This is a genomic window from Ramlibacter agri, from assembly GCF_012927085.1.
GTDB classification, from domain to species: Bacteria; Pseudomonadota; Gammaproteobacteria; order Burkholderiales; family Burkholderiaceae_C; genus Ramlibacter; species Ramlibacter agri.
On the sequence record NZ_JABBFX010000001.1, the window covers coordinates 375,918 to 388,694 of the forward strand.

Genomic DNA, 12,777 nt, shown 5'->3' on the forward strand with positions numbered 1-12,777 from the left:
AAACATGGGCCGCACGGGCAAGTTACACAGGCTCATCAGACTTGCCTCCATCGATACGAAAGGAAGCCCCATGAAACGCATGCAAAAGCACCTGCTCACCGCCGGCCTGCTGGCAGGCATCGGCCTGTCCGCCTTCGCCCAACCCGCCCCGGGCGGCCCGGGCGGCCCGGGCGAGCACCGCCCCATGGACCCGGCCCGCATGCAGGAAATGCGCGCCCGCATGGAACAGCGCATGAACGAGCGGATGGAGTTCTTCAAGTTCAAGCTGAAGATCACCCCGGCCCAGGAAGGCGCCTGGGGCGCCTGGACGGCGGCCATCAAGCCCACCGGCGCCCGCCCGCAGCGTCCGGACCGCGCCGAGTTCGAGCGCCTGTCCACGCCGGAGCGCATCGACCGCATCCGCGCCATGCGCGCCACGCGCCAGGCCGAAATGGACAAGCGCTTCGACGCCACCAAGGCCTTTTACGCGCAGCTCGATCCCGCACAGCGCAAGGTGTTCGACCAGGAAAGCATGAACATGCTGGGCGGCGGCCACCGCGGCCACGAAGGCGGCGGCCGCCACCACCGCGGCTGAGCCAGTCTCACGCAGCAAAAAGCCCGGCAGCCGCCGGGCTTTTTTCATGCGGCATCAGTAGCCGTAGTTGTTGGTCACCAGGTTCGGCGCCCCGCCGGTCATGGTGCTGGCTTCACCGGCGCGTTCCGGGACGTTGCTGGTCTCGGCCGCGCTGCCGTAGTAGCCGTTCCAGTACGAGGACTGCGGCACCACGACATAGCCCGGCGTCGAATAGCTGACCACCGGCGGATAGCTGTAGCTATAGGTCGTCACCGTGGACGGGCCCGCGCCCAGCACCATGGTCGGCGACACGTAGCTGTCCGAATAAACCATGGACGTGCCGTCCCAGTAGGGCGAATTGGTGGTCAGCGCATTGGGCTGGCCATGGGTCATCGTGCTGGCTTCGCCGGCCTGCGTCGGCGTGTCGAAGGTCTCGGCCTGGGCTGCGCCGGCAACGGCGACAATACTGGCAGCGATCAGGGCGGAAAGGGTGGTCTTGCGCATCAGGAACTCCGTACTCGTGTTTTGGAAACCCGGGCGTGCCGGGTACGTGAAACCAAGTTAGGAGCGACCTCTCCCCGACCCTATCGGACGGTTGTTACACAGACCGTAGGAACAGCCGGGCGGGCTGTTCAGAACCGGTAGGCGTAGCGCAGCAGCAGGAACTCGTCGCCCGGGTTGGGCTTCTTCAAGCCGGCGTTGGACACGTGGAGCAGGCGCAGGCCGACCTCGTGTTCGCCGCGCGTACCGAAGCGGTAGCCACCGCCCAGCGTGTCATAGAAGTTCCACTGCGAGCCGAACTCCTTGTGCGGGGTCTCGAAGTGCTGGGTGAGGTAGGTCGCGCCGATGCCCAGTTCCAGGAAAAAGGGCGAGCGGCCTTCTTCCGGCACGAAGCGGAACATCGGCAGCAGCGTGATCTGCTGCAGGCTGTCCTTGCCGCCATTCACCGCGTCGTAGCGCCACTGGGTCAGGATCAGTTCCGTCTGGCCGGTGATGAGGAAAGCATGCTGCGAGCGCCAGCTCCAGTCCCACAGCAAGCCCGCGCCCGCCTGGGCCGTGCCCTGCCGGCCGGGGCCGCCAATCACCTCGACGCCGCTGGGCGTGAGGTCCAGCGCGTGGGCTGGCAGGGTCGAGAGAAGAAGCATGGCCGCGGCGGCCAGGGGAGCGAGGTTTCTTGTCTTCATCATCGTTGTGGTTATCGGAAGCGCCCGAGTTTCACTGAAAACGTCGCCCCGCGCTGGCTCGTACGCGTGCTGCCGACGCCATGCACATGAAATTGGCCTGCCGTCCTACGGGACCGCAGCAGCTGGGCCGTTACCTTGGAATTCTCCCCAGAACTAGAAGCCCCATCCATGAGCGAGACCGTGCCCACGACCCCGCAGCTGACCGTCATGACCGTCAACATCCACAAGGGGTTCACGTCCTTCAACCGCAAGTTCATCCTGCCCGAGCTGCGCGACGCGGTCCGGAAAGTCGGGGCGGACATCGTCTTCATGCAGGAGGTGCTGGGCGCACACGAGGAGCACGGCAAGAAGATCGAGGACTGGCCGGACGCGCCCCACTACGAGTTCCTGGCCGACAGCATCTGGCCGCAGCACGCCTACGGCCGCAACATGGTCTACCCGAAGGGCCACCACGGGAACGCGATCATGTCGAAGTTCCCGATCGTCGACTACCAGAACCACGACGTCTCCATCATCGGCCCGGAAAAGCGCGGCCTGCTGCACTGCCGGCTCAAGGTCGACGGCCATCCGCAGGACGTGCATGTGATCTGCGTGCACCTGGGCCTGGCCGAATCGCACCGGCAGCAGCAGCTGGGGCTGCTGTGCGAGATCTCGCACAGCGAGGTTCCGCAGGACGCGCCGCTGATCGTGGCGGGCGACTTCAACGACTGGCGCCGCCGCGCCAACGACATCCTGTGGAAGGAAGCCGGGCTGCGCGAGATCTTCGTCAGCGCCTACGGCGAGCCGGCCAAGACCTTCCCTTCCATCTTCCCGCTGCTGTCGCTGGACCGCATCTACGTGCGCAACTGCTCGGTGCACCTGCCCGTGGTGCTGCCGCGCCGGCCCTGGGCGCACCTGTCCGACCACGCGCCGCTCGCGGCCGAAATCCACCTGTAGGCATGCCATGGACAAGCGCTGGCTGACCGGCAACCAGTTCACCCTGCTCGAGAACGGCGAGGAATTCTTCCCGCGCGTCTTCGCCTGCATCGCCAATGCGCGGCGCGAGGTGATCGTCGAGACCTTCATCCTGTTCGAGGACAAGGTCGGCCTGCAGCTGCAGGAGGCCTTGATCGCCGCGGCACGGCGCGGCGCCCAGGTGGACGTGACCGTCGATGACTGGGGCTCGCCCGAATTCAGCGAGCGCTTCCTGGCGGACCTGCGCAACGCCGGCGTGCGCGTGCACACCTTCAACCCCGGCATCCGGCCCTTCGGCTGGCGGCCGCACCTGCTGCGGCGCATGCACCGCAAGATCGCCGTGATCGACGGCGAAGCGGCCTTCGTCGGCGGCATCAACTATTCGGCCGACCACCTCGGCGACTTCGGCCCGCAGGCCAAGCAGGACTATGCGGTGGAAATCCGCGGGCCGCTGGTGGCGGAGATCCATCGCTTCTGCCATGGCGCGCTCGCTGCCGGCCACCGCCACATGCAGGGCAAGCGCCAGTGGTGGCGCCGCCGCAGCCAGCTGCGCCAGCTGCCCGATGCGCTCGCACCAGCCGGCAATGCCGAAGCGATGTTCGTGGTGCGTGACAACGTCAACCACATGGACGACATCGAGCGCCACTACCGCATCGCGATCCGCGCCGCACGCAAGCGCATCATCATTGCCAACGCCTATTTCTTCCCGGGCTATCGCTTCACCCGCGACCTGCGGCGCGCGGCCCGGCGCGGCGTAGACGTGCGCCTGATCCTGCAGGGCGAACCCGACATGCCCTTCGTGAAAACGGCGGCCAGCATGCTGTACCACCACCTGCTGCGCTCGGGCGTGAAGATCTACGAGTACTGCGACCGCCCGCTGCATGGCAAGGTGGCGCTGATGGACGATGAATGGGCCACGGTCGGCTCGAGCAATCTCGACCCGATGAGCCTCGCGCTGAACCTCGAGGCGAACGTCATCATCCGCGACCGCGAGTTCAACCGCACGCTGGCGGCGAACCTCGAAAAGCTGCAATGCGAGAGCTGCAACCGCATCGAACTGGAGCAGCTGGGCGAGCAGCAGGGCTGGTCGCTGCTGCGCAGCTTCCTGGCCTACCACGTCACCCGCCTCTACCCGCAATGGGCTTCCTGGTTGCCGCGCCACGTGCCGCGCCTGTTGCCGGCCGTGCCCACGCCGGCGCTGGACAAGCCTTGATCCATCGCCTGCTTGCCCATCCCTGGTGGCCGTGGATCCGGCGCATCTGCTTCGGCGGTTGCATCGCCTTCGTGCTGGTGCTGCTGGCCCGCTACGCGCGGCACGTGGACTGGCCCAAGGTCGTCGAGAGCATGCGCGAGCTGCCGCCCGGCGTGCTGGCCACGGCCGTCGGCTTCGCCGTCATCAGCCACCTCGTGTACAGCCTGCTGGACCTGGTGGGACGGCACTACACCGGCCACCACCTGGCTGCGCGCAAGGTGATGCAGGTCAGCTTCACCAGCTATGCGTTCAACCTGAACCTGGGTTCGCTGGTGGGCGGCATCGGCTTCCGCTATCGCCTCTATTCCAGGCTGGGCCTGCGGCCGGGGCAGATCACGCGCATCGTCACCCTCAGCATGGTGACCAACTGGCTGGGCTACATCCTGCTGGCCGGCCTGGTCTTCAGCTTCGCGCCACTGCAGTTGCCGCCGGACTGGAAGATCGACAGCGAAGGCCTGCAGCTGGTGGGCGTCGGCCTGCTGGCGTTCGAGGTGGTGTACCTGGGCCTCGCCGCCTTCGCGAAGAAGCGCTGCTTCAAGATCCGCGGCTATGAAGTGCCCATCCCGACCTTGAAGGTCGCCGGCGCGCAGCTGGGCGTGTCCTGCACGCACTGGTTGTTCATGGCGGCCGTGCCCTGGGCGCTGCTGCAGGGGCAGGTGGACTACCCCACGGTGCTGAGCGTGCTGCTGCTCGCGTCCATCGCCGGCGTGATGCTGCACGTGCCCGCCGGCCTGGGCGTGACCGAAGCGGTGTTCGTCGCGCTGCTGTCGCATCGCATCCCGGTGCACGAGCTGATTGGCGCGCTGCTGGCCTTCCGCGCGGTCTTCTATCTGATGCCCTTGGCCGCAGGTGCGCTGCTGTACCTGAAGGTCGAGGTCCGCACCCGCAACAAAGAAGCTGTCGCGTGATGCATTTGCATACCGCGACCCCTGTAAAGCTCTGAACTTCGGAACAATCGCCAACATGGACAAATCGCCTCAGGCATGAACTGGCAGGACGAAGGCTCAGCCATGGATGTGAAGTTGACTGGGCAGACCGATCTGGCGGGCTTCCGCGACGAGGCGCGGCAGCTTCTGGCGCACCAGGTGCCGCCGGAAGATGTGTCCTGGGTGCTCGACCTGCAGGCAGCGGGCGGGTACTGCAACGGTGAGTCCACGCAACCCAACCGCCCCCGCAATGTCGCGCGCGCAGCAACGGCGATCGTGCCGGCGTCCTTTACGCGCCTGTGCGAGTTCGTGGTGCTGCATCGCGACGGCGACCGCTTCGCCCTGCTCTATCGGCTGCTGTGGCGCCTGGTGCATGAACCCGGGCTGCGCAACGACGCTTCCGACACCGACATGATGCAGGCCCAGCACATGGCGCATGCGGTGCGGCGCGACATCCACAAGCTGAAGGCCCATATGCGCCTGCGCACCATGCACGATGCGCAGGGACGCGAATGGCAGGTGGGTTGCCACGAGCCGGCCCACCACGTGATGGAAGCCGTGGGGCCGTGGTTCTGCAAGCGGCTGGAGGCTCCGCGCTGGGCACTGTTCACGCCGGATCGCAGCGTGCGCTGCGATGAAGGGGACCTGCTCTATGGGCCCGGGGTGCCGGCGGCGCGGATGCCGGCCTTCGATGGGCCGGAGGAAGCCTGGCGGGAGTGCCACGAGCGCGTGTTCGCGGGCCATGACGGTTGACAGGGGCATCGAGCGCCTGGCCATCCTCCTCGCGCTCGGCGCCACCGCGGCGCGCCACCCCTCAGCGCTGCTGCGGGTCGATGCCGAGGATCGCGACGCGGCGTTCGAAGCGTTCGTCGCGGACATCCGGCAGGCAAAGCGGCTTTTCCGCCGTTGAGGCGCGCGGCACGTCGGCGCAGGCCACTGGCGGCAGCGGCATCATCTTCTGGTCGGTGACCCGGGGCTTGCGCAGGCTCAGGCCGGCGCCATCGCTGCCTTGCAGGCCGATGCCGCCTTGCGCTGGCCCGGCCATGGCGCCCAGGCCGGCCTGCGCGCCTGCCATGGCGGGACGGCCTTCGAACACGGCGCCCGCGGTGGCGGTCTGGCCCGCGGCCTCGAAGGCCAGCAGGGCCAGACCGACGACCAGCGCAACGCCGATCCAGTGGGTGGGGTGGTGATGAAGTCGGTGGTGCAGCATCATTTCTCGCTCCTCGAGAGGGTCCGGCGACCAGTGTGAGGCGCGGCCACTCGTCAGCGCGTCGCGACGCTGGCGCGTTTGTGCGTAGGAAGGTGCTCACTTCGCCCCTACAATGCGGCGGCATTCAAGCTGAGTTCGATGACCGTTTCACTCGCGGGCCGCGTGCCCGCCACGTTCGAGATCAAGAGCGCGTCGCTGCCGCTGGTCGCGCTGCTGCTGAAGTCACCCGACCTGGCCCTGCTGGCCGAGGAATTCCGCGAACGCTTCGGCGAGATGCCGGAGTTCTTCGACGGCGACGCGATGGTGCTGGACCTGGCGCCGCTGCAAGGCGCGGCCGATATCGACTTTCCGGAGTTGCTGAAGCTGCTGCGCGGCTACAAGCTGGCGCCGGTGGCGGTGAAGGGCGGCAGCGAGGAACAAATGGCGAAGGCGCACGAAGCCGGCCTGGTGAAGGCCGACGAAGTGCGTACCGTCGAAACGCAGAAGCAACCGCAGCAACAGCCGCAACAAGCTGTGCCGCCGCCACCGCCCGCTTCCGCCCTCGTCATCGAGCGCCCGCTGCGCTCTGGCCAGCAGGTCTATGCCCGCGGCCGCGACGTCGTCGTGCTGGCGATGGTGAACCCCGGTGCCGAAGTCATCGCCGACGGCCACATCCATGTTTATGCACCGCTGCGCGGCAAGGCGATTGCCGGCGCACGCGGCGATGCGGACGCCCGCATCTTCACGCTGTGCCTGGAGCCCGAACTGGTCTCCATCGCCGGCGTCTACCGCACCAGCGAAGTACCCTGGCCGGACGGCCTGCGCGGCAAGCCCGCGCAGCTGCGCCTGCAGGGCGAGAAGCTGGTGATGGAACCCATCAACCCCTGACATCCCGACCCGGGAACAAGGAGCCCCATGGCAAAGATCATCGTTGTCACCTCCGGCAAGGGCGGCGTCGGCAAGACGACCACCAGCGCCAGCTTCGCCAGCGGCCTGGCCCTGCGCGGCCACAAGACGGCCGTCATCGACTTCGACGTCGGCCTGCGCAATCTCGACCTGATCATGGGCTGCGAACGCCGCGTGGTCTACGACTTCGTCAACGTGATCCACGGCGAAGCCACGCTGAACCAGGCGCTGATCAAGGACAAGCACAGCGACAACCTGTCGGTGCTGGCCGCCTCGCAGACGCGCGACAAGGAAGCGCTGACCAAGGAAGGCGTCGAGAAGGTCCTGAACGACCTGGCCGCCATGGGCTTCGAGTACATCATCTGCGACTCGCCGGCCGGCATCGAAACCGGCGCGCTGATGGCCATGCACTTCGCCGACGAGGCGCTGGTGGTGACCAACCCCGAAGTGAGCTCGGTGCGCGATTCGGACCGCATCCTGGGCATGCTTTCCAGCAAGACCAAGCGCGCCATCGACGGCAAGGAGCCGGTGAAGGAACACCTCCTCATCACCCGCTACAACCCGAACCGCGTCGACGCCGGCCACATGCTGTCGCTGGAGGACATCCAGGACATCCTGCGCATCCCGCTGATCGGCGTGATTCCCGAAAGCGAGTCGGTGCTGCAGGCCAGCAACCAGGGCACGCCCGCCGTGCACCTGAAGGGCACCGACGTCAGCGAGGCCTACCTGGACGTGGTGGGACGCTTCCTGGGCGAAGACAAGCCGCTGCGCTTCGTCGACCCGCAGAAAGCCGGCCTGCTGAAGCGCCTGTTCGGGAGGAAGTGAACGATGTCCCTGCTGACCTTCCTGCTGGGAGAGAAGAAGAAAAGTGCCAGCGTCGCCAAGGAGCGGCTGCAGATCATCCTCGCCCACGAGCGCAGCGGGCGCAACCCGGGCGGCAGCCCGGACTACTTGCCGGCGCTGCAGCGTGACCTGGTGGCGGTGATCAGCAAGTACGTGAAGATCGACCCCGCCCACCTGAAGGTGAACCTGGAACGCCAGGACAACCTCGAGGTGCTGGAGGTCAAGATCGAGCTGCCTGACGCGGTACGCTGACAGTCGCGGTAACTCTCTGTTAGCACGCTAACCCTGGCAAAGTTGCCAGCTTGACACTGGCGGTGCGGCGCGCGATAAAGACGGATGAGCTCCGATGTAGTAGTCCGCGTGTCCCATCGCTATAGCGCGCCAGCAGAGCGCGTGTTCGATGCTTGGCTCACGCCGGGGCAAGCCGCGCGCTTCCTGTTCCGCACCCGCACAGGCAACGTCATGCAGTGCGAAATCACGCCCGAAGTGGGCGGCGGTTTCACCGTCACCGACCGCCGTCCCACCAGCGACGGCGACGAAAGCGTGTTCGACGTGGTGCACCTGGGCAAGTATGTCGAGATCGACCGGCCGCGCCGCCTGGTGTTCGACTTCAGCGTGCTGACCTTCGGTTCGGACGACAGCACCCGCGTCACCGTCGAAGTGCAACCGCTCGGCCCGATGGCCAGCGAGCTCACCATCAGCCACAACCTGGGCCACGGCAACCACGCCAGGCAGGTCGAAGAGACCACGCGCAAAGGCTGGGATTCGATGCTGAACACGCTGGAGCGGGAACTGTTCCCAAGGCGCATCGGCGTCCAGCTCTGACTGGGCCGTGTCGCTTTCTGAGAACTTTCGCCCGCACTGTTGCTGCAGTGCATCAATCGTCATACGTCTGACAGACTGAGGTCAGCCTTGGGCGGACAATCCGCCCCATGACAACCGTCACCGACCCGTTCGCCACCGGCAGCGTTGTCGCAGCGACCCTCGCGGCCGAAGCCGTCTTCGACTTCGATCCCGTGCTACGCCGTCTGCTGGCCGGCCCCCAGTTCTTCGTCAAGCAGGCGGACGGCCGGTGGCGTCCCAAGGGCTGCCAGCTCGGGTTGGCCCGATGTTTCGACTTCTGCGACCTGCTGCAGCCGGTGTCGCGCGAAGCCGCCTAGCCCTTCCGCGTCCGCGGATCCCCGCCCTCGCCCTGGTTCGGGCCCCCCTTGCGCATGTGCGTCTGGTTGTTGCCGACCAGGTTGTCCCGGTCGTGCCGTGATTGGGGCGTGCGCTGGCCCTCGTTGACCTGCGAAGCCTGGCCCTTGCCCAGCTTGTTGGTGTCGTTCTCGACCTTGCCGCTCATGGGCGCCTGCTTGTCCTGCTCGGACGGATGGTACTTGTGGCTCATGAATGGAATCCTTCCTTTCCGACCATTCTGGGAAGGACCCTGGCCCCCGCCTGTCAGACAGGGGCGGTGATGCAGGCAGGCGCTACTTCCTGACCCAGAACATGGCCTCGACCTTGTTGCCGTCCGGGTCCCGCACGAAGGCCGCGTAGTAGCCCGGCGAATACTCGGGCCGGATACCCGGCGGACCGTTGGCGATACTCCTCAGCCCGCCCTTCTCGCCACCAGTTCCGGATACCCGGTCGCCGGATCCAGCTGGCGGCCGAACGCCCAGCCAGGCAGCAAGCCCAGCACGATCTCCGCCGTGGTCCGCACGATGCAGCCCTGCATCACGTGACCACCGTGCACCTGCCCTTGCGCATCGCTGACGCTCGCATGCAAATGCGGTCCACCCAGGCTCAAGGTTCCAGCGAGCGACAGCAGCTCCAGCGGCCCTGCCAGGTGCGTGCCCTGCTCCTCCCCCGCGTAGCGCAGCATCGCCTGCGAAAAGCTGCCGATGCCGGAGACGATGCAGGCCGCCTTCTCCCCCTGCTCCTGCAGCACCGCGGCCAACGCGACCCGCAGGTCATCTCCTGGCTGCAGGCGCAACACGTGAACCCGGAGTTCCACCTACAGCGTCCTCCCCATCGGCGCCACCCCGATCCAGGCTGCGTGCAGCCAGAAGGCGAACACCACCCAGGCCACGACGCCGATCACCACCGCGATTGCCGTGCGGCTGCCCCGACCCGGCGGATACACGGTGCCGGCGGTCCGGTCACGCATCCGCGAGGAGCGGAAATCCAGCACCGCCCACAGCAGGAAGGCCCCGAACAGCACCACGTCGGCCAGCGTGTTGTTCGCGATCAGGTGGCCGAAGGCCCACAGCTTCACCGCGAGCACCATCGGGTGGTGCAGCTTCGCCTTCAGCTGGTTGCCCGGCACGTAGGCCGCGGCCAGCAACACGAAACCGGCCAGCACCAGCAGCGCCGTGAGATGCCGCACCCACACGGGCGGCGTTGGCCACAGCACCACCGGGTGCTGCCGCGCCAGGCCATAGCCCCACACCAGCAGCACGAAACCCACGATCGACAGCAGCGAGTAGGCGCCTTTCCACGGCTTCTCGCCCATGCGGGCCACGGTGGCCGTGCGCCAGCCGTCCGCCACGATGCGAGTCGAATGCACGCCGAGAAAAAGCACCAGTCCGAGAACGAGTGCGACCATGGAAATCCCCTCCAGCCGTCTTGAGGAGCGGATTGTGCCGAGGGAACAGCCGCGGCGCGAGAGGCCCCCCGGCAGCCGCGGTTTCGGGCTTCGCCTGACTCCTCTTTAAATTTCTTGTTCAAAGATAGTCGTAGTAGCTAAGGGCGCCGCCTGTCTGTGGACAACCGCCATTTTTCCCTTTCGCGCCGCCAACTTGCGCGGGGGACCAGGCTGTGGGCAGGCGTGCTTTCACGGTGTTCCGGGAAACTGGACAAGTCCGCGTAGCCGCCAGCCAATGTGGACAACAGTTGGGTTGTGCCAGAACGGTCCACAGGCTTGTTCCCGCAAAAAAATTTTGGGGCCGCAGGATCTGTGGTGCCGCCGACACGGACCGCGCCCACATGCTCTTGAAACTCCTTGACCAGCCCGTCAATCCTCGTTCCGGCCGGCCACCGGCTCGGACCCGGCCGGGACGCGACCAGGCCGCGAAAAGTTGTTCCGGCTATCCCTTATAGAAGTTCTATTTCAAAGATAGTCGTAGTAGATAAGGGCCACCCGGTTCTGTGGACAACCGTCTTTTTCCCCTTTTCCGTCAAGGACTTGCGCGCGGTACACGACTGTGGGCACCTGCGCTTTTCTGCTGTCGCGCAAAACTGGACAAGTCGGCCGTAAGCCCGGGTTGTGTGGACAACGTTGCGGTTGTGCCAGAACGCTCCACAGGCTTTTCCGGGCCAAAAAAAATCGGCCACGAGGGCCGATTCAAGGAGCATCAGGGGACTGGCGCGCGCGTTTTCAGTGCGCCTGCGCGCCGGCCACCACGGATTCGTCCTGCCAATCGTTGAACCACTCTTGTTCGGCAGCGGTAATGCGAACGTCTTCACCCAGGATCTGCGTGTCCGGCGGGGCGATTTCGGTATCGATCCAGGACTGGTTGAGTTGCTGGCGCACGTTGAGCCAGCGGGCGATGGCAGCGAGCTTGTTGGTCATGGGCTTGTGTGTCAACGGAAACAGACGCTTACGAGTGTCACCCCGTACGGGCTTGCGCGCCAGCGGGAAATTTCCTAAGGCGCCTTCGGGTAAACCGCATCCGTATTCCTGACAGGGGTCATCCGCTGCCTGGCCTGCGGGCCACGTTTCAGCGCAGCGGGGCGCGGGTGCGCGGGCTCGCGATGGCCAGTCCCTGCAGGCCATGAGGCAGGAGTTGCGGGTGGGAGGGCTTGGTGAGCCAGTAGTCCTGCGGCGGGAGCGCTGGCAAAGGCTGCCCAGCCGGATGGAGCATCGGGAAGTGCCGGCGCAATTGCTCCGCCTGGCTTGGCGTCACCTGCGCGATTTCCAGGTCGAGGCCGAGGGCGAATGCCCCGCGGATATCGTCCACCGCGATCACCATCCCATTCCATGGCTCCGGCCGGTCCGAGAGGGCTCGTTCCAGGAGCTGCAGCTGCCGCTGCGGCGCCGCTGATGGCGGGTTGGGCATGGCATCGCGCAGGATCCATCGGCAGCGCTGTTCCAGGTCGAAGAAGGGATGCTGGAAGTCACGTTCTTCCGCGGGATCGCGTGCCACCCCCGCGCGCAGCCACCTGTCGACGAGGCTGCGGTCAGCTTCGTCGTCGGGCCGCGCCGCGGCCTCCAGCATGTGACGGAACGCGGGACTGTCCGGGACCAGCATGGCAACGTCCCAGCGGATCATTCGCGAGATCACGCAAGTAGCGAAGCTCTCCAGTTCGTCCGGCTTGTTCCCTTCGGCCGCTCGTGCCAGTTCGAGGCAGGCGCGCACCGTGGCGAACACGGCCGCGAGCATGTTGAGGGTGGTTTCGCGCTGCACCGCTTCGTCGTGGAAACCCGCGAAGACGGCGACTTGCTGAACGACCAAAGCGGGTGCGGGCGCGTCGAAATGCACTGCTGCCAGGCCGAGCCGGCTGGCGTCGTTCGCTACGCCGAATCCGGCCTGCGCCTGGAGTTGCGGAATCGGAATGCAGATGCGGACCTGCACGGAAGGGATGCGGCCCAAGCCGATCGCGGCCTGCGCCTCCATCTGCAGCCACTCGCCCTCCGGCTCGTCGTCGAACCGGAAGGCTGCCGCGACACGTCCGCATGCCGAAGGCAGAAATGGCGGTTGCCACTGCAGGCGGTGTTCCGGTGCCGCGCCATGCAGCGCCTCCAGCATGAGTGCCACCACCGACGCGGACGCCGTCAATTCGCGGAAGTGATCAGCGAAGACAGCAGGTTGCCGCGCCCCACGACGCGGTAGTGCGCATCCTTCGTCTCGTTGCGCTTCGGGTCGTAGTAGCCCAGCACGCGGTAGTGCGCGTCCTTGGCCACCTGCACGCCGTCGGAGCGGGTGTCGATGTAGCCGAGGGTGCGGAAGTGGGGGTCTTTGATGGATTCGGTGGGCATGGGCAGCTCA

The 12,777-nt window shown here is 66.4% G+C and carries 19 protein-coding genes; 10 read left to right on the top strand and 9 right to left on the bottom strand.

Features of this window, described 5'->3' with window-relative positions:
- Nucleotides 1-70: 70 nt before the first annotated feature.
- Nucleotides 71-574, top strand: coding sequence for a Spy/CpxP family protein refolding chaperone (locus tag HHL11_RS01880; RefSeq protein WP_169416687.1), 504 nt, complete (start codon nt 71-73; stop codon nt 572-574).
- Between the two features lie 54 nt (nt 575-628).
- Here HHL11_RS01880 and HHL11_RS01885 read toward each other — a convergent pair whose 3' ends face one another.
- Both HHL11_RS01885 and HHL11_RS01890 read right to left on the bottom strand, forming a co-directional pair.
- The gene (locus HHL11_RS01885) at nt 629-1,057 is read right to left on the bottom strand and encodes a hypothetical protein (RefSeq protein ID WP_169416688.1); all 429 of its coding nucleotides are present in this window, start codon (nt 1,055-1,057) and stop codon (nt 629-631) included.
- Between the two features lie 128 nt (nt 1,058-1,185).
- On the bottom strand, nt 1,186-1,740 hold the full coding sequence (locus HHL11_RS01890; protein WP_169416689.1) for an acyloxyacyl hydrolase: 555 nt from the start codon (nt 1,738-1,740) through the stop codon (nt 1,186-1,188).
- A gap of 165 nt (nt 1,741-1,905) precedes the next feature.
- Here HHL11_RS01890 and HHL11_RS01895 point away from each other — a divergent pair, with 165 nt between their 5' ends.
- The 4 genes from HHL11_RS01895 to HHL11_RS01910 all read left to right on the top strand — a co-directional run bounded on the left by HHL11_RS01895 (nt 1,906) and on the right by HHL11_RS01910 (nt 5,622).
- A complete protein-coding gene (locus tag HHL11_RS01895) occupies nt 1,906-2,673 on the top strand; it encodes an endonuclease/exonuclease/phosphatase family protein (RefSeq protein ID WP_169416690.1) in 768 nt (255 codons plus the stop codon).
- Nucleotides 2,674-2,680: 7 nt separating this feature from the next.
- Nucleotides 2,681-3,904 carry a cardiolipin synthase ClsB gene (gene clsB / locus HHL11_RS01900; protein ID WP_169416691.1) on the top strand — a complete coding sequence of 408 codons (1,224 nt, stop codon included), beginning with the start codon at nt 2,681-2,683 and terminating at the stop codon, nt 3,902-3,904.
- A complete protein-coding gene (locus HHL11_RS01905; RefSeq protein ID WP_240979983.1) occupies nt 3,901-4,851 on the top strand; it encodes a lysylphosphatidylglycerol synthase domain-containing protein in 951 nt (316 codons plus the stop codon). The genes clsB and HHL11_RS01905 overlap by 4 nt, the downstream gene beginning before the upstream one ends.
- A gap of 75 nt (nt 4,852-4,926) precedes the next feature.
- Nucleotides 4,927-5,622: a DUF4130 domain-containing protein gene (locus HHL11_RS01910; RefSeq protein WP_169416693.1), complete on the top strand. Its 696-nt coding sequence runs from the start codon at nt 4,927-4,929 to the stop codon at nt 5,620-5,622.
- A 61-nt stretch (nt 5,623-5,683) separates the two neighbouring features.
- On the opposite strand, the gene HHL11_RS01915 is transcribed toward HHL11_RS01910, so the two are convergent.
- Nucleotides 5,684-6,082: a hypothetical protein gene (locus HHL11_RS01915; RefSeq protein WP_169416694.1), complete on the bottom strand. Its 399-nt coding sequence runs from the start codon at nt 6,080-6,082 to the stop codon at nt 5,684-5,686.
- Between the two features lie 135 nt (nt 6,083-6,217).
- Between HHL11_RS01915 and minC the strand changes: the two genes are divergently transcribed.
- From minC to HHL11_RS01940, 5 genes are all read left to right on the top strand, one after another.
- On the top strand, nt 6,218-6,946 hold the full coding sequence (gene minC / locus HHL11_RS01920; RefSeq protein ID WP_169416695.1) for a septum site-determining protein MinC: 729 nt from the start codon (nt 6,218-6,220) through the stop codon (nt 6,944-6,946).
- Between the two features lie 27 nt (nt 6,947-6,973).
- On the top strand, nt 6,974-7,789 hold the full coding sequence (gene minD / locus HHL11_RS01925) for a septum site-determining protein MinD (RefSeq protein WP_169416696.1): 816 nt from the start codon (nt 6,974-6,976) through the stop codon (nt 7,787-7,789).
- Between the two features lie 3 nt (nt 7,790-7,792).
- Nucleotides 7,793-8,059 carry a cell division topological specificity factor MinE gene (gene minE / locus HHL11_RS01930; protein ID WP_169416697.1) on the top strand — a complete coding sequence of 89 codons (267 nt, stop codon included), beginning with the start codon at nt 7,793-7,795 and terminating at the stop codon, nt 8,057-8,059.
- A gap of 84 nt (nt 8,060-8,143) precedes the next feature.
- Nucleotides 8,144-8,632 (top strand): SRPBCC family protein, encoded by a 489-nt coding sequence (locus HHL11_RS01935; RefSeq protein ID WP_240979984.1) that lies wholly within the window; start codon nt 8,144-8,146, stop codon nt 8,630-8,632.
- Between the two features lie 107 nt (nt 8,633-8,739).
- Entirely contained in the window at nt 8,740-8,967 is a 228-nt protein-coding gene (locus HHL11_RS01940) for a hypothetical protein (RefSeq protein WP_169416699.1), read from the top strand.
- Here the strand turns inward: HHL11_RS01940 and HHL11_RS01945 are convergent.
- The 6 genes from HHL11_RS01945 to HHL11_RS01975 form a co-directional block, all read right to left on the bottom strand.
- On the bottom strand, nt 8,964-9,197 hold the full coding sequence (locus tag HHL11_RS01945) for a hypothetical protein (RefSeq protein ID WP_169416700.1): 234 nt from the start codon (nt 9,195-9,197) through the stop codon (nt 8,964-8,966). The two genes, HHL11_RS01940 and HHL11_RS01945, sit on opposite strands and share 4 nt — an antisense overlap.
- 201 nt (nt 9,198-9,398) lie before the next feature.
- A complete protein-coding gene (locus HHL11_RS01955) occupies nt 9,399-9,803 on the bottom strand; it encodes a PCC domain-containing protein (protein ID WP_169416701.1) in 405 nt (134 codons plus the stop codon).
- The gene (locus HHL11_RS01960; protein ID WP_169416702.1) at nt 9,804-10,394 is read right to left on the bottom strand and encodes an NnrU family protein; all 591 of its coding nucleotides are present in this window, start codon (nt 10,392-10,394) and stop codon (nt 9,804-9,806) included.
- A gap of 771 nt (nt 10,395-11,165) precedes the next feature.
- Nucleotides 11,166-11,360, bottom strand: a complete 195-nt coding sequence (locus HHL11_RS01965) for a hypothetical protein (RefSeq protein WP_169416703.1) — start codon at nt 11,358-11,360, stop codon at nt 11,166-11,168.
- 148 nt (nt 11,361-11,508) lie between these two features.
- The gene (locus HHL11_RS01970) at nt 11,509-12,537 is read right to left on the bottom strand and encodes a hypothetical protein (protein WP_169416704.1); all 1,029 of its coding nucleotides are present in this window, start codon (nt 12,535-12,537) and stop codon (nt 11,509-11,511) included.
- 26 nt (nt 12,538-12,563) lie between these two features.
- Nucleotides 12,564-12,767 (bottom strand): hypothetical protein, encoded by a 204-nt coding sequence (locus tag HHL11_RS01975; RefSeq protein ID WP_169416705.1) that lies wholly within the window; start codon nt 12,765-12,767, stop codon nt 12,564-12,566.
- Nucleotides 12,768-12,777: the final 10 nt, after the last annotated feature.

What these genes read in the sequence shown, in the direction of transcription:
- HHL11_RS01880 (WP_169416687.1), top strand. Translation starts at nt 71, where the DNA reads ATGAAACGCATGCAAAAGCACCTGCTCACCGCCGGCCTGCTGGCAGGC.
- HHL11_RS01915 (WP_169416694.1), bottom strand. Translation starts at nt 6,082, where the DNA reads ATGATGCTGCACCACCGACTTCATCACCACCCCACCCACTGGATCGGC.
- HHL11_RS01940 (WP_169416699.1), top strand. Translation starts at nt 8,740, where the DNA reads ATGACAACCGTCACCGACCCGTTCGCCACCGGCAGCGTTGTCGCAGCG.
- minD (WP_169416696.1), top strand. Translation starts at nt 6,974, where the DNA reads ATGGCAAAGATCATCGTTGTCACCTCCGGCAAGGGCGGCGTCGGCAAG.
- HHL11_RS01935 (WP_240979984.1), top strand. Translation starts at nt 8,144, where the DNA reads ATGAGCTCCGATGTAGTAGTCCGCGTGTCCCATCGCTATAGCGCGCCA.
- clsB (WP_169416691.1), top strand. Translation starts at nt 2,681, where the DNA reads ATGGACAAGCGCTGGCTGACCGGCAACCAGTTCACCCTGCTCGAGAAC.
- HHL11_RS01895 (WP_169416690.1), top strand. Translation starts at nt 1,906, where the DNA reads ATGAGCGAGACCGTGCCCACGACCCCGCAGCTGACCGTCATGACCGTC.
- HHL11_RS01970 (WP_169416704.1), bottom strand. Translation starts at nt 12,537, where the DNA reads ATGCTGGAGGCGCTGCATGGCGCGGCACCGGAACACCGCCTGCAGTGG.
- HHL11_RS01910 (WP_169416693.1), top strand. Translation starts at nt 4,927, where the DNA reads ATGAACTGGCAGGACGAAGGCTCAGCCATGGATGTGAAGTTGACTGGG.
- HHL11_RS01975 (WP_169416705.1), bottom strand. Translation starts at nt 12,767, where the DNA reads ATGCCCACCGAATCCATCAAAGACCCCCACTTCCGCACCCTCGGCTAC.
- HHL11_RS01960 (WP_169416702.1), bottom strand. Translation starts at nt 10,394, where the DNA reads ATGGTCGCACTCGTTCTCGGACTGGTGCTTTTTCTCGGCGTGCATTCG.
- HHL11_RS01885 (WP_169416688.1), bottom strand. Translation starts at nt 1,057, where the DNA reads ATGCGCAAGACCACCCTTTCCGCCCTGATCGCTGCCAGTATTGTCGCC.
- HHL11_RS01945 (WP_169416700.1), bottom strand. Translation starts at nt 9,197, where the DNA reads ATGAGCCACAAGTACCATCCGTCCGAGCAGGACAAGCAGGCGCCCATG.
- HHL11_RS01890 (WP_169416689.1), bottom strand. Translation starts at nt 1,740, where the DNA reads ATGATGAAGACAAGAAACCTCGCTCCCCTGGCCGCCGCGGCCATGCTT.
- minC (WP_169416695.1), top strand. Translation starts at nt 6,218, where the DNA reads ATGACCGTTTCACTCGCGGGCCGCGTGCCCGCCACGTTCGAGATCAAG.
- minE (WP_169416697.1), top strand. Translation starts at nt 7,793, where the DNA reads ATGTCCCTGCTGACCTTCCTGCTGGGAGAGAAGAAGAAAAGTGCCAGC.
- HHL11_RS01965 (WP_169416703.1), bottom strand. Translation starts at nt 11,360, where the DNA reads ATGACCAACAAGCTCGCTGCCATCGCCCGCTGGCTCAACGTGCGCCAG.